The organism is Chitinophaga sp. W2I13, assembly GCF_050434005.1.
Taxonomy (GTDB): Bacteria; Bacteroidota; Bacteroidia; order Chitinophagales; family Chitinophagaceae; genus Chitinophaga.
On the sequence record NZ_JBNPWD010000001.1, the window covers coordinates 4,536,639 to 4,557,240 of the forward strand.

General features: G+C 42.7%; 11 protein-coding genes. 4 read left to right on the plus strand and 7 right to left on the minus strand.

The features are described 5' to 3' along the window. Nucleotides 1-87: 87 nt before the first annotated feature. On the minus strand, nucleotides 88-1,062 hold the full coding sequence (locus QFZ48_RS18795) for a FecR family protein (protein ID WP_429050546.1): 975 nt from the start codon (nucleotides 1,060-1,062) through the stop codon (nucleotides 88-90). Between the two features lie 99 nt (nucleotides 1,063-1,161). Further along, entirely contained in the window at nucleotides 1,162-1,722 is a 561-nt protein-coding gene (locus QFZ48_RS18800) for an RNA polymerase sigma-70 factor (RefSeq protein ID WP_370908109.1), read from the minus strand. Between the two features lie 232 nt (nucleotides 1,723-1,954). Between QFZ48_RS18800 and QFZ48_RS18805 the strand changes: the two genes are divergently transcribed. The 4 genes from QFZ48_RS18805 (at nucleotide 1,955) to QFZ48_RS18820 (ending at nucleotide 10,545) form a co-directional block, all read left to right on the plus strand. Next, the gene (locus QFZ48_RS18805) at nucleotides 1,955-2,974 is read left to right on the plus strand and encodes a zinc-binding alcohol dehydrogenase family protein (RefSeq protein WP_429063224.1); all 1,020 of its coding nucleotides are present in this window, start codon (nucleotides 1,955-1,957) and stop codon (nucleotides 2,972-2,974) included. 30 nt (nucleotides 2,975-3,004) lie between these two features. Continuing rightward, nucleotides 3,005-5,797, plus strand: a complete 2,793-nt coding sequence (locus tag QFZ48_RS18810) for a family 78 glycoside hydrolase catalytic domain (RefSeq protein ID WP_429063225.1) — start codon at nucleotides 3,005-3,007, stop codon at nucleotides 5,795-5,797. A gap of 456 nt (nucleotides 5,798-6,253) precedes the next feature. Then, entirely contained in the window at nucleotides 6,254-9,070 is a 2,817-nt protein-coding gene (locus tag QFZ48_RS18815; protein WP_429063226.1) for an SIR2 family protein, read from the plus strand. 89 nt (nucleotides 9,071-9,159) lie between these two features. Beyond that, the gene (locus QFZ48_RS18820) at nucleotides 9,160-10,545 is read left to right on the plus strand and encodes a tetratricopeptide repeat protein (RefSeq protein WP_429063227.1); all 1,386 of its coding nucleotides are present in this window, start codon (nucleotides 9,160-9,162) and stop codon (nucleotides 10,543-10,545) included. A gap of 44 nt (nucleotides 10,546-10,589) precedes the next feature. Here the strand turns inward: QFZ48_RS18820 and QFZ48_RS18825 are convergent, their stop codons facing one another. From QFZ48_RS18825 to QFZ48_RS18845, 5 genes are all read right to left on the minus strand, one after another. Continuing rightward, entirely contained in the window at nucleotides 10,590-11,408 is an 819-nt protein-coding gene (locus tag QFZ48_RS18825; RefSeq protein WP_429050541.1) for an SDR family oxidoreductase, read from the minus strand. 141 nt (nucleotides 11,409-11,549) lie between these two features. Beyond that, the gene (locus QFZ48_RS18830; RefSeq protein WP_429050540.1) at nucleotides 11,550-12,557 is read right to left on the minus strand and encodes a hypothetical protein; all 1,008 of its coding nucleotides are present in this window, start codon (nucleotides 12,555-12,557) and stop codon (nucleotides 11,550-11,552) included. Between the two features lie 313 nt (nucleotides 12,558-12,870). Then, nucleotides 12,871-15,573, minus strand: coding sequence for a sugar-binding domain-containing protein (locus QFZ48_RS18835; protein ID WP_429063228.1), 2,703 nt, complete (start codon nucleotides 15,571-15,573; stop codon nucleotides 12,871-12,873). A gap of 59 nt (nucleotides 15,574-15,632) precedes the next feature. Continuing rightward, complete coding sequence (locus QFZ48_RS18840; RefSeq protein ID WP_429063229.1) at nucleotides 15,633-17,069, minus strand: RagB/SusD family nutrient uptake outer membrane protein; 1,437 nt, start codon at nucleotides 17,067-17,069, stop codon at nucleotides 15,633-15,635. Between the two features lie 27 nt (nucleotides 17,070-17,096). After that, the gene (locus QFZ48_RS18845) at nucleotides 17,097-20,438 is read right to left on the minus strand and encodes a SusC/RagA family TonB-linked outer membrane protein (protein ID WP_429063230.1); all 3,342 of its coding nucleotides are present in this window, start codon (nucleotides 20,436-20,438) and stop codon (nucleotides 17,097-17,099) included. Nucleotides 20,439-20,602 lie beyond the last annotated feature (164 nt).

A 20,602-nucleotide genomic window follows, 5' to 3' on the forward strand; every position in this document is an offset into this window, starting at 1 on the left:
ATGTAAGAGGGTGAACGAAAGTTAAAAGAACGGGTTTGTAATGTTTTTATGTCATAGCATTTATTTTTGAAGATGATAAATACGGTATCAATTATTGATGCGGACGTCCTTCCCGTTGATCCGGAAATTGAAGGGCCGCGATAGCTGCAGCATTTTCAACGTCTCGTCTATTGATTCTGTATCGATGATGCCGGAAAACCGGAGTTGTTGCAGTTGGGCAGATTCAAAGTGTATAGTAACCCCGTACCACTGGTGCATTTTCACCGCCAGTTCACCAAAGGTTTCGTTGTCAAATACCAGTTTATTATTCAGCCAGGATATTTCGCGGAGCTGTCCGCTGCTGTCTTTCTCCAGGTGTTTTTGCTGCAAGACAGGCGCCAGCCGGGTTGCCGGAACCATTAGTTTTTCTTCAGGTTGCATTACCACAGTTTTTCCGCCAAACGATACCGCAATTTTTCCACGGACCAGCGTAGTGGACACGGCGCTGTCGCCCGTATAGGCTTTCACGTTAAACGCGGTGCCTAGTACGCGGATGTTTACTTTCCCCGCATGAATAATAAAAGGAACGCCTTCGCTTTTGGCGATATCAAAAAAGGCTTCACCGGTAAGTGTAATTTCCCGCTGTTGCTGGCCAAAGCTGTTTTTTTCGTAAGAAAGCTGCGTGTTGCTGTTGAGCCATACGATGGAACCATCGGGAAGTATCACCTTCGATTTTCCGCCGGGAGCGGAGCTGAGTTGTTGTACCGCAGGGGCCGTGGTGCGCGTAAAATGCCACAGCGTCCAGGCTGCTGTCAGCACTGTTGCTGCCGCTGCCATCGCTACCAGTTTGCGTATATTGTTGCGGGGAAGTTGCGGGTTCACAGTTTCCCATATACGTTCTTTACTGTGCTGCATATCAGTCACTTCCTGCATAGGCGACTGCCAGATGGTGGCAGCAAGTTCCTGCGAAGCGGCAGCCTCCGGATCATCTTTCAGCAATGTTTCCAGTTCTGACAGTTCTTCACGTGAAATATCGCCGCTGAACTGTTTACCGAGTAATATCCATATACGGTCGTTGCTCATAGTACTATTGAAAATGGTTGACGAAGGGCACTTCGGGGTATAAGACAACCGGAAGGAGATAATACCCCCAAGAGGGCAGGAATTTTTTTTTGAGAAAGATTACTGGTCGCCCGGAAGCGGCGTAGTGAGGAAGGACTTTATTTTAGTGAGTTTTTTCAACGCGATGCCTACCTGGTTTTCTACCGTTTTTATGGAGATGTTAAGCAGCATGGCTACTTCCCTGTATTTGAGCTCATCTTCTTTTACTAGTTTAAAGATGAGGCGGCACTGTGGGGGAAGCTCGCTGATGGCCGTATTAATATGCCGCATCATTTCATTGCTGATCAGTTGCGCTTCGGGATTTATTTCATATTCCAATAAATAGGCTTCATCAAGATGCAGCGTTTTTTTATGGGCATATTTGCGGAGATAGTTAAGCGCAATGTTACGGGTGGCTGCATAGAGATACCACTTCAGGTTGCTTACCTGGTGAAGGCTTTTCCTTTTTTTCCATACGGCAATAAACACATCTGCAACTATTTCTTCCGCCATTTCCCTGGAATGAACAATCGCCAGGGCTAATTGGAGTAATGGCGCGCAAAAGTCATCGTACAATTCTTTAAATGCCTGTGTATCACCGGTGTATATTTTGTTTTGCAATTCGGGGATATCTTCGCGCATGATAGTAAAAATACCCAAATTATGTAAAAATGCAAGTGTATAATATTAAGTGTCCGGATGACATATAGCTTACCCTTGAAGGGTTTTTCACCGGGAATAATCAATATATATCACAGACAGGATAATATACTATAAGAAATATCTTCTTTAATCCTGTTTCTTTGAATATCATGCTGTTATCCACCGGTGAAAATAAAACGTCCGGGTACGGATTTTTTTTTCTAAATTAATTATGGTGAAGACACTCATTTGTACTACTCCCGGTAATTTTGAATATGGTTTGCAGGCAATGCCCCAGGTGCAGGCTGGGCATGCTATTATCCGCATCCGCAAAATAGGGATCTGCGGCACCGATCTGCACGCTTTTGAAGGTACCCAGCCTTATTTTAATTATCCCCGCATCCTCGGGCATGAGCTGGCTGGTGAAATTGTAGATCTGGACGGCATAACATCTACCAGCTTTCACATAGGGGAGCTGGTAACGGTTATTCCATATGAAAACTGCGGCGTTTGTATTGCCTGCCGCAACGGCAAACCCAATTGCTGCGAAAATATCGCGGTATTGGGCGTGCATAAAGACGGCGGCATGGCAGAGTACCTGTCGGTGCCGGAACGCCTGCTGGTGCATGGCAATGGTCTCACTGCCGAACAGCTGGCACTGGTGGAACCGCTGTCGGTAAGCGCACATGGCATCCGCCGGGCAGCCGTCCAACCCGGTGAGTTCGTACTGGTAATGGGTGCTGGCCCCATCGGCCTGGCCGCCATGGAATTTGCCCGCATTGCCGGCGCACAGGTAATTGCCACCGACATCCAGGATAAACGGCTGCAGTTTGCACAGCAAATGCTGGGCATTCCTTTTACGATTAATGCCGCTGCAGACGTAGCCACGCAGCTGCGCAATATTACCGGCGGCGATATGCCGGTAGTAGTAATAGACGCCACCGGTAACCAGAAAGCCATTAACAACGGCATTTATTACCTGGCACATGGCGGCCGGTATGTACTCATCGGGTTGCAGAAAGACCTGCTCCAGTTTTCCCATCCGGAATTTCATAAAAGGGAAACCACCCTGATGAGCAGCCGCAACGCTACCCGCGAAGATTTTGAACAGGTGATCCGCTGTATCAGAGAAGGACAGGTGCATCCGGATAAATACATTACCCACCGGGTGAAATTTGGCGACGTAAAAACCGCCTTTCCCACCTGGCTGGATCCCCGTAACGGAGTGATAAAGGCGATCATAGATATCTGATCCCTTAACCGATATCAAAAACAGTTGACGATGATGAAATCATGGCTCTTGTTGCTGCTCCTGGGTATTACCCATACCATTGTTGCGCAACCTGTTTCATTACAACACCTGCTATGTGAATACCAGGATAATCCCATGGGCATAGATGCCCCGCACCCCGCGCTTAGCTGGCAACTGCGAAGTAAAGGCACCAACATCCGGCAAACCGCCTACCGCGTACTGGTAGCGGATAATCCCACTGCACTGGATAAAAACCGCGGACGCATCTGGGATTCAAAAAAGGTGCCGTCGGATCAGTCGGTGCAGGTACTTTACAACGGCAAACCACTGCTGCCCGCTACTACCTACTACTGGAAAGTAATGGTATGGGATCAGCAGGGAAAGCCGTCGGCATGGAGTGAAACGGCGCAGTGGCATACGGGCCTGTTTTCGCCGCACGACTGGCAGCAGGCGCAATGGATCGGTTATGAGAAAATGCCGGATACTGCACGCATCGTTCCCGCTATTACCAACGACAACGCCCCAAAATACCGGTACCGGAAAGACATACTACCCCTGCTGAGAAAGGAATTCAATATCGCCAAACCACTGCAAAAGGCCACTGTTTATATCAGCGGACTGGGTCAGTTTGATCTTCATCTCAATGGAAAAAAAACAGGCGATCATTTCCTCGATCCCGGCTGGACAAAATATGATCAACATGCCCTCTATGTTACCTTTGATGTAACGGAACAACTACACACCGGTACCAATGCACTCGGTGTAATGCTGGGCAACGGCTTCTTTTATGTGCCCGGTGAAAGATACCGTAAACTCACCGGCGCGTTCGGCTACCCGCAACTCATTTGCCGGCTGCATCTGCAATACAATGATGGCACCACGGAAAATATTATCAGCGATACTACCTGGAAAGCAGCACCCGGTCCTGTAACTTTTTCCAGCATCTACGGCGGAGAAGATTATAACGCCACCCTGGAACAACCAGGATGGGACACTCCTTCCTTCGACGATGCTTCCTGGCGGCCCGCCGTAACGGTAACCGGGCCGCCGCAGCTGGAAGCGCAAAACGCAGCTCCCCTGAAAATATTCGACCGCTTTACGCCGCTTAAAATAACACAAACCGGTACTAACACCTGGGTATACGATATGGGGCAAAATGCGTCCGCCATTCCTGCCATCTCCCTGAAAGGAAAAAAAGGAATGGTGGTACGTATCACGCCTGCTGAACTGATCACGGAAAAGGGCCTGGCAGATCAATCCGCCGTAGGCAGCCCGGTATTTTTTAATTATACTTTAAAGGGAACAGGTACAGAATCCTGGCAGCCGCAGTTTATGTACTATGGTTTCCGCTATATCCAAATCGACGGCGCCGTGCCTGCCGGCAAAAGCAATCCTGCAGGATTGCCGGAAATACAAACACTGTATAGCCTGCATACCCGCAACGCAGCGCCCACCATCGGGCAATTCAGCTGCTCCAATGAATTGTTTAATAAAACTTTTAAGCTGATCGACTGGGCCATCCGCAGTAACACAGCAAGCGTGTTTACCGATTGCCCGCACCGCGAAAAACTGGGATGGCTGGAAGAAGCACACCTGGTAGGCAGTTCTATCCGTTATAATTACGACATTGCCGCACTTTGCCGCAAAGTAGTGCGTGATATGATCCATGCACAAACCGCAGATGGCCTGATCCCCGACATCGCCCCGGAGTATGTGCAATTCGATGACGGCTTCCGCGACTCACCGGAATGGGGCAGCAACGGCATCATCCTCCCCTGGTACATGTATCAATGGTACGGCGATAAATCGGTACTGGAAGAAAGTTACCCGATGATGACCCGCTACGTAAGCTATCTCTCGCAAAAATCAAATCATCATATTCTGTCACACGGCCTGGGCGACTGGTACGACATTGGCCCCAAGTTCCCCGGCGAATCACAGCTCACGCCAAAGGGTATAACGGCTACGGCTATATACTATTACGATCTCAGCATCCTGTCGAAAGTAGCCACCGTACTAGGAAAAACAGCAGACGCACAAAAGTACGAATCGCAAAGCGAAGCTGTAAGGCAGGCCTATAACCGCGCCTTTTTCAACGACAGCACTAAACAATATGCTACGGGCAGTCAAACCGCCAACGCCATGTCGGTATACATGCAGCTAACAGATTCCCGTTATAAAGCCGGCGTAGTGGAAAACATCGTGGCGGATATCCGTCAGCACAACAACAGTATCACTGCCGGCGACATTGGTTACCGCTACCTGCTCCGCGTGCTCGACGACGAAGGCCGCTCAGATGTAATCTTTGATATGAACAGTCGCAGCGATGTTCCCGGTTACGGGCTGCAACTCGCCAAAGGCGCCACTGCGCTCACCGAATCGTGGCAGGCCTATCGCGATGCTTCCAACAATCATTTTATGCTGGGCCACCTGATGGAATGGTTTTACAGCGGCCTTGCCGGCATCCGCCAGGCGCCCGGCAGCGTTGCCTTCCGCGATATCGTGATCCGCCCGGAACCTGTGGGGGATGTTACCTCCGCCAAAGCCAGCTACCTTTCTCCTTACGGGGAAATTGTGAGCGACTGGAAGAAGGAAGACAACACGTTTACCCTGCGGGTGCGGATACCTGCCAATTGCCGCGCTACTATTTATGCACCCGCAGAATCCACTTCAGATGTTACCGTAAACGGAGTAGCCGTAGCGATAGAGAAGGGGTATAAAGAAGGCCGGTATATCATGGAAACCGGTTCCGGTGAATACCTGCTGCATGTGGTGAACCGGCGGCCGGTGACCTCGTCGGCGGGGAGTTATGCGGGGAGGTGATGTATGTTAAAAAGATGTGTAACTGTTACACATATACGAAGTAATACATGGCGTGTACGACAAAGTGCCTATATGTATACACATTTTCTGCAAAGGCAGCCATACTATTCAATTTCAGTCATTTTTAATATGACTTTTTCATTTAAAAAGTACCACTTCCGGAATTAATTTGAAATACTCTTCACTCTAATTGGTACTTTTTTATCTATTTGTGTGTAATAATTATGTTTCCGATGCATTGTTTTTACTTCGCGTTGCAGTAACAAGCATAATTAAAAGAGCTTATGCTATTCTTAGCAGGAGGATGAATATTGGCTGAATGTTATAATAGTTAACCAGCTTTAGTAAACCCACTATTAGATATTGGTGGCCGCTATCCGATTCATACCTGCCTTCCTTAGTTCTATGTGTTGACCCGTTAACCACATAGAACATTAACAGTAGAAAAACACTCATATGGATAAAAGACTATTAAAAGCCATTCGTAGCAATAAAGCTATTGTTTTGGCAGGCGCAGGGGTTTCAATAGCCACCACTAATGACCCATTATCGAGTTGGAATGGGTTGCTACGTCATGGTGTTATGACCTGTAAGAACCATTTTTCTGATAAGCCGGATGAAAAATGGATAGAAAGAAGGTACCGCGATCTGGAAGAAGGAGATGTGTATGACAAGTTAAATGTAGCCACACAGGTGATGGATAGGTTCGGAAAGTTAGGGAAAGAACTTTTTGAAGCCTGGCTGGAGAGGACTATCGGGAAACTCACAGTTAAGGACAGGAAGCTGATTGACGCGATTGGAGGATTAAAATTACCTATTCTAACTACCAACTTTGATACCCTGATAGAAAAAGTACTGGGTAGAGATTCGGTAATATGGGAAAATCCAGAGCTTTGTTCACAGATCATAAAAGGTAAAAGTCCAGCAGTGCTGCATGTACACGGTTGCTGGAAGCATCCGGAAACAATTGTGTTGGATTTAAAATCTTATGGCCGAATTGGAGCAGATGACTTTATACAAACTTTTCTGAAAAGTATAGAATATCATCATTCCATTATTTTTATGGGTTTTGGTGCAGGTATTGACGATCCTAATTTTCAAGGATTTTTAAACTGGGCAAAAGGGAAGTTCCTGAACTCTCAAACGCAGCATTTTATTCTTGTAAGAGCTGGTGAGGAGCCGAAAGACCTACCGGATAATATTATACCTATAGTATATGGAGAAAGTTATGAGGATCTGCCGGGGTTTCTGCAACAGTTGGTGGCTAAAAACAGAAGACCTGGAAGGCCCCGCAAAAATGCAAAGTATTTTAATTTTAGTCCTGTGCCCGTAGCGAATAACGTGGAAGAGCCTGTAAAGAATGCCTGGGCTCACAAGCTGGTTTCAGGCGGAGCCGGGAACAAAATACCGGCATCAGAAGGCAATGTGCGCCCGGTAATGCAATCGGCAGAAGGGTTTCTTGAGTATGCCAGTAGTAACATGGAACTCGTAAAGGACGTGATGTTTTTAAGCATGCTGTTACAAATAGATGAGAAGGTACTAGCTCTTTACTGGCCTGGTATTGATGTTACCCAGAAGTTAAATGAATTGTCTTCACAGCATCCTTTTATTAGCAATGGACGTGTTGGCGCATCCGACAGAAAGCTGTTTCGTCACAACTGGGAGAAAGGCCATAATCCTATCGCGCAGGAAGTACTCACCCGGCTTGACAAGATTATTGAAACACTGCGGGTTGATGTCAACTTTAAAACCAACGATTATTTTAATTGGTACCTTCAGTTTCTGAATGTAAAGTGCTGGACCAGTGGTGTTGCTGTTATACCACACCTGGTAAAGGGACTTTTAGCCGGTGTATTAACCGGAAAAAATTGCCAGGTGATAATGGAACTGGCAATGGAGGTCGTTGAATTTCATCCTGATGAGAAATCATTTGCCGGGTTTTTGGAGAATAGATCTTTTACAGACCTGGAATCGCTTCAGCTGAAATGGGTGGACCTATGTTTCCTGGAAAGCCTGTATATCGCCGAGTGGTATCCTATGGAGCGGGCTATTTTATATTTCGTATTGGCTTATGGCTATTATGTAATTAAAGATAGTCGTATGGCGTTGTATTACTTTGATATGGCTTTTGCGGTGTCTGATAATTTTTTGCCCGAAGTAGAACTGTTAGCTAAAGCTTATCTGGATGTAGTGCTGGCAGTTCTTCCTATTGCCGATTCCTTAATGATGTTAAACAACTGTTTGCAGTGGATTGATAAATTTAACCTTTCCTCTTCCGGATTGTACCGGGAGTTAGCAATGGTATATCACCACGCAAAAGAATATGAAAAGGCAGTGAGTTTATGGAAGAAGTATCTGGAATTAGAACCTACGCATGTTACTACTTATGAGGAACTGATAACAACTTTGACTTTCCGGATGGGAGAGCATGAAGCAGCTATCACCGTTTTTAAAGAGGCTCCGGTAAGTATCCGGGACCGACCTCTGCTAAAATTGCTTATAAGTGGCTGTTATCAAAGGCTGAAGAACTACACGCAGGCGGTAAAATATTACCGGATGGTTATTGACCATGATTACGACGCAAAAGGTGCTGTTTATTGCTTGCTGGCAGAATTATATGTTAATAACCTGAATGATCCTGATCTTGCTGAAGATTGCTTTGTGATGGCTATTCGGGAGAAAGGAAGTAATTATGAAACACTATGTTGTAAATTATCATATCTGCAATTCCTGATGGATACAGATCAACCTGAGAAAGCAACCTCACTGGTGTTATTGATGGAGCAGTTGTTGAATGAGGGTTACCATAGATTGTCTGCTGATGTACTGAATAATGCTGCCTGGCACCTTTACCTATTGAATTTAAAATTAGATCTGGCAGAAAAAATATCATCTCGTGCTGTTGAACTGGAAGACAATCCGGAGCTTTATGTACATACACTATCCTGCATATTGGTCCGCAGAAATAAATGGATTGAAGCGAAACGGCACATACTAAAATGGGTGGCCTATACAAACGATGATGTTGTGAAAGATCGTTGGGACGACTATCTCCCATTGTTCCGCGATGCTGTTATAGCGAATAAACAAACGATGGTAGAGCGATTATTAAAGGAAGAAAATTCCAGACTTTGGATAATTATCAGATATGCGTTGCTAAAAACTACTATTAAAGGGCGGGCATCGGTGATTCCTGAAAGTATAATAAGCCAGGTGGAAGTTGTATATCAACAGTTAATCAGTAAGGAGTCCCCCGGCGAATTCCCCTCATAGGTGGTGAAAGTTATGGTACCTTCTGCCTGATGGGAGTGTATTATTATTTGCACGTGTGACATGCGGCAAGGATACTAACCCCAATCGTTATGAATGAAGCATCACTCCAGGTAATCCTCAGGAATTTACCGGCATTTCTGCAGCGGCTGAATAAAAAGCATAAGGCTCCCCGGCCAGCGGGCATGCTGGGAAAAACGGACATTGCCTATCTTGAAGCCATGCAGGGCAACCAGCGGCAACAGCAGGAACAAATTTCCTTCTACTTAATACTGGCATACAGCCATCATGCGCTGGGCGAACAACGGATGGTTGTTCATTATTTTGAGCGGGCTTTTACCTTATCTGATGACTATTTTCCTCAGGGCGACATATTGGCAAAAGTTTACCTGGATGCATTGCACGCCGTGGCAGCGCAAACGGGCGATCTTTCTTTGTTGAATAATGGCTTGGAGTGGGCGGGAAAATTTGAGTTCATTACGTTTAATGTGCATAAGGAGCTGGCAGCAATTTACTACCTGGCAAAAGACTATCACACTGCTGCCGCTCTCTGGAGCCAACACCTGCAAAATGTCCCCGACTGTGTAACTACCTGTCACCACCTGGTCAAATTATTATCGGACCAGCGTCGATATGAAGCGGCGATAGCGGTGTTTAAACATGCGCCGGCATCTGTGCAGCAGGTATCTTTCTTACAACTCCTGATAGGACATTGCTATAAAGAAACCGGAGAGTATGCCGAGGCGGAAAAGCTGTATAAAGCCGCCATGTCGGCTCGCGGCAGCGACCAATGCCAGCCTATGCGCGCACTGGCGGAGTTGTATGCGGAAAGTCTTACGGATTACCAGCTGGCGCATACCTGGTACCAGCAGGCGGTAGATCAGAAGGGGAGCAGCTACGATTTGCTGCAGGCAAAAATTTCTTACCTGCGTTTCCTGGTAGATCAGGGAGAAACGTCCATCGCGGTTTCCCTGCTGTTGTTTATGGAGCAACAGCTCAATTACAATTATCTCCGCCTGCCGGCCCGCGATTTGAACCGGGTAGCCTGGTGCCTGTATATACTGAATACCCGGATGGATCTGGCGGCGAAGTTCGCCCGCCGGGCTGTTGAGCTGGACCCGCATGTGATGGATCATGTACACAGCCTGGTAGCTATACTAATCCGTTTAAGGGAGTGGGAGAAGGTAACGCCGCATGTGCGTCACTGGCTCAAGTTCTCCGATGATGAAGCCGTGAAAGCTTCCTGGAAAGATTACAGCCTGGTGTTCCAGGATACTATTATGCAGGATCAACAGGCTACTATGGAGACACTGTTATATGATAAAACTTCTCATTGCTGGCGCGCTATCCGGTGCGCATTGTATAAAACGTCGGACTATGGGGAAACGGTGGCTATTCCCGATGATATTTATCCTGTTGCAGATCAGTTATACAAACAATTTATTTTCAGGGATATGCCGCGCATATTCCCAGAGTAGGGAGGGGGAAAAGCCCGGTAAAGTTGTTTTACCGGGCCATTTTTTTAAGACAGGAACAAATCCCGCTGTAGCTTGCCGCCCGGCACTACTGCATATTTATCGAAGTTGGTGATACCCATCGCTTTCAACACATCTTCATCAATCAATGTATTTCCTGTGTATGACGAGGGCTGTTGTAATATATATTCTACGGCGTCGGCAATAATTTCCGGGGTACGGCTTTTGTTGATCAGCGAATCGCCGCCCAGCAGGTTTTTTACTGCTGCTGTAGCGATGGTAGTGGCGGGCCATAGTGCGTTGGAGGCAATGTTGTATTTCTCCAGTTCATTGGCCCAGCCCATGGCCAGCATGCTCATATTGTATTTGCTGATGGTATAGGCTACGTGTGGTCCAAACCATCTTGGGTCGAGGTTCACCGGTGGCGACAGCGTAAGGATATGCGGATTATTTCCTTTTTTCAGGTAGGGGAGACAATGTTGTGTAACGAGGAAGGTGCCGCGTACGTTGATATTGTACATGAGGTCGAAGCGTTTGGCAGGTGTTTCTTCTGTATTGGTGAGCTGGATGGCGGATGCGTTGTTGATCACTACATCAATTCCGCCGAATTTCTCTACACCTTGTTGTACGGCGGCGGCTATCTGTGCTTCTTCCCGGATATCTACCTGTACGGCGAGTGCTTTACCGCCGGCAGCTTCTACTTCTGCAGCGGCGGAGTAGATGGTACCTCCCAGTCTTGGATCTTCTTCCACGCTTTTGGCGGCAATGATAATATTAGCTCCCCGGCTGGCGAGTCGCAGCGCAATGGCTTTGCCTATGCCGCGGCTTGCGCCGGTAATAAAGATGGTACGTTGCTGAAATGACATAACCCTTGCTTTTAGCGGTGAGAAAAGAAAAAGGAATTTAAGGAATCTTTCTCTGACGGCAAAAAGCAAGGGTTATTTTGAGGGACAAGTGATTGCCGGATCAGGATTGATCCGGCATACTAATGGGGATATTCAATCTCTTCATTGACTACTTCGAATGATAGCGATGGAACAGTTAAAATAGGATTCAAACAGGGTAGTGAATTCGTCTGCATTGTTCATTGCTATAGAAGTACAAATTTTTTCAGGGGGATCGGGAGAGGTGATAACGGTGCCATATGCCTGGATCATCTGGCGTTGGAAGTGGAAGTGCTCAGGCGTCATAAAGAAGCTGTTGATGAAGGCTTCTCTCAGTTCCTGTGTGCCGAGGTCCAGCAGTACTGCCATTTTAGCCATGGAAAACTTTTCGTTGGTGACGTTCACCAGGTATTTAATGGATTCCTCTAATTTTTCAGATACATATAACGGGAACACCCGCATGGGCTCATCCTCCAGTTTATCCTGCGCCGCAAAATTGAAGTACAGCTCCAGGCAGCACCTGTGCATGAATATTTCTGCCTGTTTGCCTACAAACTTACAGTTGCAGATGGCATCAATAAGGTCTGTACACGCCAGGTTGATATGATACGGCTCTGCGTTGATGGGCGCACTGCCTTTTTTGGATGTTTTCTTAACTATTGCCGCCAGTTCCGGGTATTCCAGTGCCAGCTCCTTCAAATCTTCTGGTGTGATATTAATATGGAAGCTGAACATATTATCCCAGGGGTTCATGGGTGCTTTATGTGCGCTGGGTTCCAGCTTGAATAAGGTCATTTCCCTTTTGGCCATCATATACGGCCCCTGGTCGGTGAGCTCTGCTACTATTTCACCACCAGCCATAAAGTGCAGGGCCAGCAGCTCTATTTTTGTATAAGGAACCAGCATAATGGGATGTTCCTTATTGAATACTTCATGCGTACGGAGTGTGAACCGGCCAAACTTTATCGTTTGGCTGATGATATCCACATAGTCATCACTTCTGAAAGAGATTTTAGCAGCCGGCATGGCCAGGTGCTGATATTCCGGGGGTAAACTTTCAATAGAGATGAAATCCTGGTCATCTTCATCGATTCTTAAAGGTATACGTGGGAGATTACTGGGCGCTTTCATAACATTATTTTTTTTGTGAAAGTGGTGTAAAAATGTCTGTTATTGTTTTGCCTGCTGACCGGGCTGATTGAAGTGTTTTTATAGGATAGCAACAAACTATTTCAATCTGGCCTATTCAGTTTTGTATCTTAATATTTTGCTTTCGTCTTTTTTAAGGTTAATCATATATAGTACACATGCGAATTCCTCTACGTACTATGAATATGAAAAAATATTATTTTGAGAAAAAATGGGTCACTAATAGGAATACTAGCGACCGACACATGAGTGCGTAAGGGGTGTAAACCATCCACCCACTTACACCGCGTAGAGTTTAATTATTTTGTGGCCAGGTAGGGAGGCCGGCTTTCATTTTTTGAAGGGTTTCAGCAAATACTTTTTCCTCTGCCTCATTCCTTTTTAATTGTATAGCTTTTTCCTCCCATTTAATAGCCTCGCTGGATTTATTTAGTTTATGGAGTAGATTTGCATAGGTGTCATAAGCCTGAGGCTCATTTTGATCCCAGGTTTCTAGATCATATTTCATCACTTTCAATGCGAATTCAAGCACATCTGAATCATCAACATGTTGAAACACCTTCCAGCTTAAATTATTTGTTATGTAATCAGGGTGTTTCATCGCCTTTTGAAAGTAAAGTACATAGTATTTACCGTAAGCCTTCCAATCCTGTGTAGCCTCGGCGCAGTACATCATTCTCTTTCCTAGAATAACTTCTTCACCTAATACTCCGTATTTGCTGTTCATTTGGCTCTGTAAAGAATCCCATGCAGGGATTGAATTATGAGAAAAATAAGGAGCTAATTCTTCATGTTCAATAATCATTTTAACAGTGTATTCAGCGGAAACTTGACCAAGTATAGAATTGATTCTTTCAGGATACGCATTGAAGAGTTCAAATCCTCTATCTTTCGTTGTTCTGGTAATCTTCCCTATGAAAATCAAATTTTCTTTTGAGAAAGGTTCCAATAATGTATTTATGTAATCGTTTCCTATTTGAGTAGCTCTTAACTGATCTTTTTGACGAATAGCCATTAAAGTCAACCTTCTCAAGAAGGTTGAATCTTTTAGACCATTTTCATATTGTTTTAGTAATTCTTGATACCGGCTATCATTATCGTTTATATTGCTATTCATTGCTATTTTAAAGCTCGGATCAATCATAAAACCTCTAGTTTGAGGAACTAAATTCATATTTATTTTTCGCAGCTCATTTATAGGTATTTTTATGACCTCTCTATCATAAGTAAGTATTCCATTCTCCTCCCCTTCAACATCAAAGGGTTGGGTGTATATTGAAGCGCTGAGTCCAGCGAGTTCAAACTTCTTCACGGAGTAACTCATGCTCTCATATTTACCTTTTAATTCAGCTGGGGTTACTTGTGTGTATCCCCAACCTTCCACGTCATCCCATTGATGAAACGGTACTGGTACTCCTATTCCACCAAATTCTCCGATCACTTTGGCCTTTCCTGGTTGACCTGGGGTATTTCTAGGTTCTGAATAAGAGTGAACATCTGTTACATCGCTGCCTATCCAAGGTGAGTCTGATGGTGCTCGTAATTGATCATTTACATATAAAAGCTCTCCTGAATGTCCATTTACAATCCGACTAGGATCATTTTTTTTTACCCATTCAGTGATCCTTTGTTGATCATATGCGCCCCATCTTTCATTAAAGATTACCCAAGTAATAATGCAAGGGTGGTTATGTAACTGAGCCATTGTTTCTCTTACTTCCTTTTCGAAGATCGCTTTTGATCCACTTGGTAAATGTTGTGGGGGATTCACAAAATCTTGCCATACCAATACGCCAATTTTGTCTGCATGGTAATACCATCTTTCAGGTTCAATTTTAATATGTTTCCTTATTGTATTAAAGCCCATGGATTTGATCGCCTTAATATCGAAAGCTAATGCCTCATCCGTTGGTGCCGTATATCCTCCTTCGGGCCAATAACCTTGATCAAGTACACCTAAATTAAATGTATATTTATTATTTAGGAAAATCCTATCTGCTCCTTTCTCATCTTTTTGTATATCAATTTTCCTCATGCCAAAGTAACTTTTTACTTGGTCTATTGTCTTGTCGTTATTTATTAATTTAATAGATAAGTCATACAAAAATGGATCATCAGGCGACCAAAGATGTTCATCAGGTATTGTTAAATGTGTAATGATTTGCTTACTGTTATTTGCATATTGTAATCGTTTTTCGCTTATTGCCCTTCCATTTGCAGTTGCAACAACTTCAATATTTCCGCCTGAATGATTATTGGCTATGTTTATTGCAATCTCTAATCGCTTGTTGTCAATATCGGGAGTAGTTTTTATTCGACTGATATAGGAATGAGGTACTTTTTCTAACCAAACGGTTTGCCAGATCCCGCTTGATGGCGTATAGTATATATTCATTGGATTTAATACTTGCTTACCATGTGGATTAGGACCTTGGTCGGTTGGGTCATATACTTTTATCAAAAGTTCGTTTTCTCCAGACTTAATGTAATCTGTAATATCAACTGAGAATTGTTGGTATCCTCCACTGTGTTCAGCGACTTTATTTCTATTTATAAAGATTTGCGCCTGCCAATCTATAGCTCCAAAATTTAATATTAATCGACTATCTCCGTCGGGATGGGTTATATTAATAGTTCGTCGATACCATAATCTCTGCGTCGGAAGTAGCATTTTTTTTACACCTGAAAGTGCGGACTCAATAGGATACGGAACTAAGATCTGGCCATCATAAGTCACAGGAATCTCTGTAATGGAATCCGTAATGGTATATTCCCATAATCCATTGAGATTCTCCCAATTGTTTCTTTGCATTTGAGGCCGTGGATATTCTTTTAATGCATTTTTTGGATTTACATCTTTGGCCCACCTTGATAGGAGATGGATGGGGCTTATTTTGTAATCTGATTTGTTATTTATCAAAGTGTCATGCTGATTCTTGCATAATGCATGACCGCTCACTAACAAAAATAGAATGAGGAGCTTGTGTTTTATTTTCATTTTTCTATTTTTTACAATGCCAATGTTTTATTCGGAAATCCATTTTTTATACTGTCGGATTAATATCCGATGTTCTGTTTTATATTTATATTTGTTTGAATGTCATATAGCGGAATGGGGAATAGTTGCCAATTAGCACTCCAAATCCCTCCTTTTAGCGGAGTTACTAAACTCATTGTTTTATTTATTGTATTAGTTCTTTTGAGATCAAACCATCTATGACCAAATTCTGTGAATAATTCTACCTGTCGTTCATGTAGTATAGCCTCCAGTAATTCATCCTTATTAATTGCAGTAGTGTTTGGCAAGCCAGCTCGTTGCCGTATTATTTTTAAATCCTCGCGTGCTCCTTGAATATTATTTTCCATAGTTCTTGCTTCTGCACGAATTAAGTATTGTTCGCTTAAGCGAAGAATTGTATTATATTCATCAATAATATCGCCATATGTATTACGCGTGTACTTGTAGGCATATGAATAAATTATTCCAGAATAGCTAATCGTGTTGATCCATTTTCGCTTTCGCAGATCATTTACCTCGAAACTATTAAGTAGTTGACCGCTTAAGTAGACCCCACTTGCGCCATTAGGTCCGTAGTCAGCAGGTATAATATATGCTTTTGCATCCTCAGTATTCCATCCTGTTAAAACGGGTTGGAGTTGCCATATAGCCTCCCTGCTAGCATTTTTAAAAACGTCATTTAGAGAGTCACTTAGGCCATACCGTGCAGTTTGGGCAATTATATTGCTTGATTGGAGCTCGGCATTTTTCCAATCTTCGGTATAAAGGTAGGCTCTTGCTAGAAGAGCTGTAGCTGCCCATTTTGTTGGCCTCAATCTTTCTGTTGTAGTTTTCAATAGAGTTCCATCAAGATAGTCTTCGCTTAAAATAGATTGTGCATCTTTCAGATCGGATATTAGTTGATCCCATACTTGTTTTTTTGAAGCTCTTGAGAGATTTGCGTTTACTGCATAATCAGAGCTGATGACTAATGGAACGTCTCCATATAAATTTAGGAGGTAGAAATAACTCAGAGCCCTCAGAAATTTGGCTTCGCCAAGTAGTTGAATTCTCACTTTATTGGTAAGTGCATTTTGCTGAGTAAGTTGCTCGATTGCAAAATTGATTATATACAATCTTGTATAGATACTATTCCACGAATCAGTTCCAGATAAATTTGCTGATAACATATTTTTATAGTATGCAGCAAGTCCGATATCCATGTTGCCATCAAATAAGGTAAGTTCATCCGAAGTTAAGCCTGTTAAAAAACCAATGCTAGTTAGATCTCCACCCATTATTGACGCCTGACTCATTGTTGTATATATTCCCGTCAATACAGCTATTGCCGTTCCATCATTTGAGTATACATTTCGGCCACTTATACTTGTAACTGGACTATTGATGTCTACTAGTTTATTGCAGCCAGAGAAGAGTAATATCAATGCCGGAAAAAGCAATAAACCCCATCTGTTAATAAAGTTATGGGAACGCATATTAGATAATTTACTGAAGTTGAAGTATTAGAATGTAATTTGAGCTCCAAATGTAATTACTCTTAGAGGAGGGAGTCCAAGTCCCTGACTCTCTGGGTTAAGACCAAAATAATTGGTTAGAGTAAATATGTTTTGCCCTAGAATGTATATTCTTGCATTTTGGATTTGAGTTTTTTGTATGATCGTTTGTGGTAATTGCCAGGAAATAGAAATGTTTTTTAGTCTTATATACGAGGCATCTGAGTACGCAGCATCACTTGAGCGTGCATATAACAGTGGCAGAATCGCACTTGAGGTATTATTAAATTTAGGTTGTGTAGTTTGGTCTCCAACTTTTTGCCAACGTGATAGGACGGTTATGGGTTGATTTGCCGCTCCGTTACTAAATGCTCCTGCTGATCCTGAACTATATCCCAGTGATAGATCTTTTCCTGTTTTTTTGACAAATTGAAATAGAAAATCCAGAGAAAACCCTTTGTATACAAAACTGTTTTGTATACCTCCATAAAATTTCGGATCGATATTTACATATGAGGATGTTGCAGATGGTAATCCCACTAAGTTCCCTTTACCGTCTTTAAATTGAAAAGCACCTGTACTGTCATTTACTCCGGCTAGTTCATATACGGGGATCGAGGTAATTGACTGACCAACTTTGAATAAAGTATTAGTCGTGCTCTCATAAGAGATGAGCTTATTTTGTGGTATTGTTAAGTTTATAAATGTATTCCAACTAAATTTTTTTGTTTTAATATTAGTGGAATTGAAAGTAAATTCCCATCCCTTGTTTTGAACTACCGCATTGAAGTTTTTTGTTATATCAGGTGCTCCTGTTATGTATGGAATTGGAACGCCTATTAATTGATTTGAAGATCTGTTTCTGTTATAGTTGAGAGTGAATAAAATTTTATTTTTTATAAAGCCTAATTCTATACCTGCTTGCAGTTTTTTTGTTTCTTCCCATTGTAAATCAGGAGTGAATAGGCGGTTTGGCGCAAGACCCAAAACTCCTTGATAGGGAACTTGGGCTGCATTCGTTTGGTATAAATCAAGAAATTGATAGTCGGGAATTTGATCACTGCCGGTAGTTCCATAGCTTCCTCGCAATTTGCCGAAACTTAAGAATGGGAGAAGCTTTTGAATAAAAAGGTCTTGTGAGAATATCCATGCAGCTCCAATCGCGCCAAAATTATGGAATTGATTTCTAGGCCCAAACCTCGAGCTACCATCTCTGCGTATGGTTAAGTTTACGATGTATTTGTCCATCCAGTTATAATTTAGGCGACCATATACTGCGCTATATTTATACGTTTCATTTACTGATTGATTGACTTGAAGAGTGGTTGCTGATTTTAAATCCTTCATCAAGAGGTCATTATTAAAGCCTGATGCAGAGATTTCTTGTCTGCTATTATAGTTATTCTGAAGTGTTGCTCCTAATAATGCATTTAGTTTGCCATTAAAAATTGATTTATCGAATGTTAATTGAGGTTCGATTACCCAAGACTCCATTTTTGAAGCGCTGAATGTTGTTTGACGCAATGTGTATGGTCTGTTTTCTGGGAATATTAACGAAAGAGGCCGTGGTGTTAATTCGTCGGAATATAAATTATTAAATCCAAAGTTTGTTTTGAATGTCAATCCAGAATATATATCGTAGCTCAACATTGCCTGACTTGTCAAATTGGAGGTTTTGTTTGAGTATTCTACCCTAGAAAATACTAATGGATTGTTATAATATGTTGTAGCACCATCTGGTGTTGGTGACCAATTCAGGCTACCATCTGTATTCAGTGGTGATGGTGCAATCGGCGAAAGCTTAATAGCATTTGCAGTTAAATCAGTCTGAGGAAGTCTATTGTTATCTTTCATATAGGACCCTGAGAGCTGAATACTAAACTTTTGGTTAACTGAGGAGTTTTTAATAAAAAAATGTAAGCTTCCTTTAACATCTGAATAGTCTCCCGGAAAAACAGTTGTTTCCTTATGATATCCTCCACTAATTAAATACTGTGTCAGCTGCGAGCCTCCTGAGACACTTAATTGTATGTCGCTGTAATTGGCTGGCCCTCCTATTAATTCCTTTTGCCAGTCTTTAATCTGTGTTGTATCCCATTGTCCATTTAGATCATAGTCGTATTGAGAAGGAGATGTGATATTGTTATTTTTTAGAGCTTCGTGTCTCATCGCGAGATAATCTTGTGCATTCAGCACATTTAGTTTATGGGCAACTTTTCCCCATCCACTTTGGGCGTTAAGATCCACTTTCATAGAGCCGATCTTTCCTTTCTTTGTCGTAATAAGCACAGCACCATTAGCGGCTCGTGATCCATAAATTGCGGTTGCATCCGCATCTTTTAGTATTTCTATACTTTCAATAATGGCAGGGTTAATAAAATTTAATGGATTCCCAGTTAATCCAGTTGAACCGGCCGTTATTCCTGATATTGATGGCTGGATTAACTGGGAAATATATGGGACTCCGTCGATTACATAGAAAGGATCATTCCCATTACGAAGACTGTTTGTTCCTTGTATATTAATCTTAACACCTGTTCCTGAAAGCCCTGATGCTTGTTCTATGAAGACTCCAGCTACTCTGCCTTGAACTGCGAGTATGGGATTATTTACCGGTTGTTTCTCAATATCAACGGCTTTAATGCTTCCGATATTTCCAGTATTTAATCGTCTTGTTGTGCTTCCGTATGCGATCACGACTCTTTCATCAAGTTTATTTGCATGTGATTTGAGAGGAGCTATAATTTTTTTTCCCTTAACTTCTAATTCGCTTGATTCGTATCCGATAGAGCTTATAATAATAACATCGCCGTTGTTGACGTTGGGCAATTGAAATGTACCGTCTTCATTTGATATAGTACCTCGGGTTGTATTCTTTATCTTAATTGTGGCGCCGGGTAATGAATTTCCAGTATTATCCGTAACCTTCCCTGATATGGGAAACCTACTAATACTTGTATCAACCTTCGACATATTTAATGCGGTAGTGCTGGAGAGGGAATTTAGTGAAATGACGATTTTTTTTTCTTCCACTTTGAATCCTAATGCTTTATTATCGCTCAGTATAAATTTCATTACATCATTAATGTTTGTCTGCCTAAAATTCACGGCTATTGTTTTATTTTCACTCAGATGTGTTTCCTTGAAATTGTTTGAAATCAACAGCCCAGTTTGTTTAGTTATTGTATCAAAGACATCTTTGAGTGGTATCTTCAAGGCTACTAAAGTAATTTTATGAGATTGCAGCGGCATTAAATTGGCAAATATGAAATTGGGGAAACTTATCAATAATATGATTAAAATTAAAACTGGACATTTGAATACTGGTCTATGTAGAAGTAGTTTTATCATATGAAATAAGTTATTAGCTAATGATTAATTAGTATGAAAATTCTCAGCCATACCTATAATACACTTTCTTCCATATATAGGTACTATCAGATAATTCTCATAGCATGATTTGTACGTTATTAACCTGGATTTATCGTCGAAATGTGAATTCCCATGGTACGATA

Bases quoted from the DNA above. Each gene is read 5' to 3' on its own strand.
- QFZ48_RS18795 (WP_429050546.1), bottom strand. From the start codon at position 1,062: ATGAGCAACGACCGTATATGGATATTACTCGGTAAACAGTTCAGCGGC.
- QFZ48_RS18800 (WP_370908109.1), bottom strand. From the start codon at position 1,722: ATGCGCGAAGATATCCCCGAATTGCAAAACAAAATATACACCGGTGAT.
- QFZ48_RS18805 (WP_429063224.1), top strand. From the start codon at position 1,955: ATGGTGAAGACACTCATTTGTACTACTCCCGGTAATTTTGAATATGGT.
- QFZ48_RS18810 (WP_429063225.1), top strand. From the start codon at position 3,005: ATGATGAAATCATGGCTCTTGTTGCTGCTCCTGGGTATTACCCATACC.
- QFZ48_RS18815 (WP_429063226.1), top strand. From the start codon at position 6,254: ATGGATAAAAGACTATTAAAAGCCATTCGTAGCAATAAAGCTATTGTT.
- QFZ48_RS18820 (WP_429063227.1), top strand. From the start codon at position 9,160: ATGAATGAAGCATCACTCCAGGTAATCCTCAGGAATTTACCGGCATTT.
- QFZ48_RS18825 (WP_429050541.1), bottom strand. From the start codon at position 11,408: ATGTCATTTCAGCAACGTACCATCTTTATTACCGGCGCAAGCCGCGGC.
- QFZ48_RS18830 (WP_429050540.1), bottom strand. From the start codon at position 12,557: ATGAAAGCGCCCAGTAATCTCCCACGTATACCTTTAAGAATCGATGAA.
- QFZ48_RS18835 (WP_429063228.1), bottom strand. From the start codon at position 15,573: ATGAAAATAAAACACAAGCTCCTCATTCTATTTTTGTTAGTGAGCGGT.
- QFZ48_RS18840 (WP_429063229.1), bottom strand. From the start codon at position 17,069: ATGCGTTCCCATAACTTTATTAACAGATGGGGTTTATTGCTTTTTCCG.
- QFZ48_RS18845 (WP_429063230.1), bottom strand. From the start codon at position 20,438: ATGATAAAACTACTTCTACATAGACCAGTATTCAAATGTCCAGTTTTA.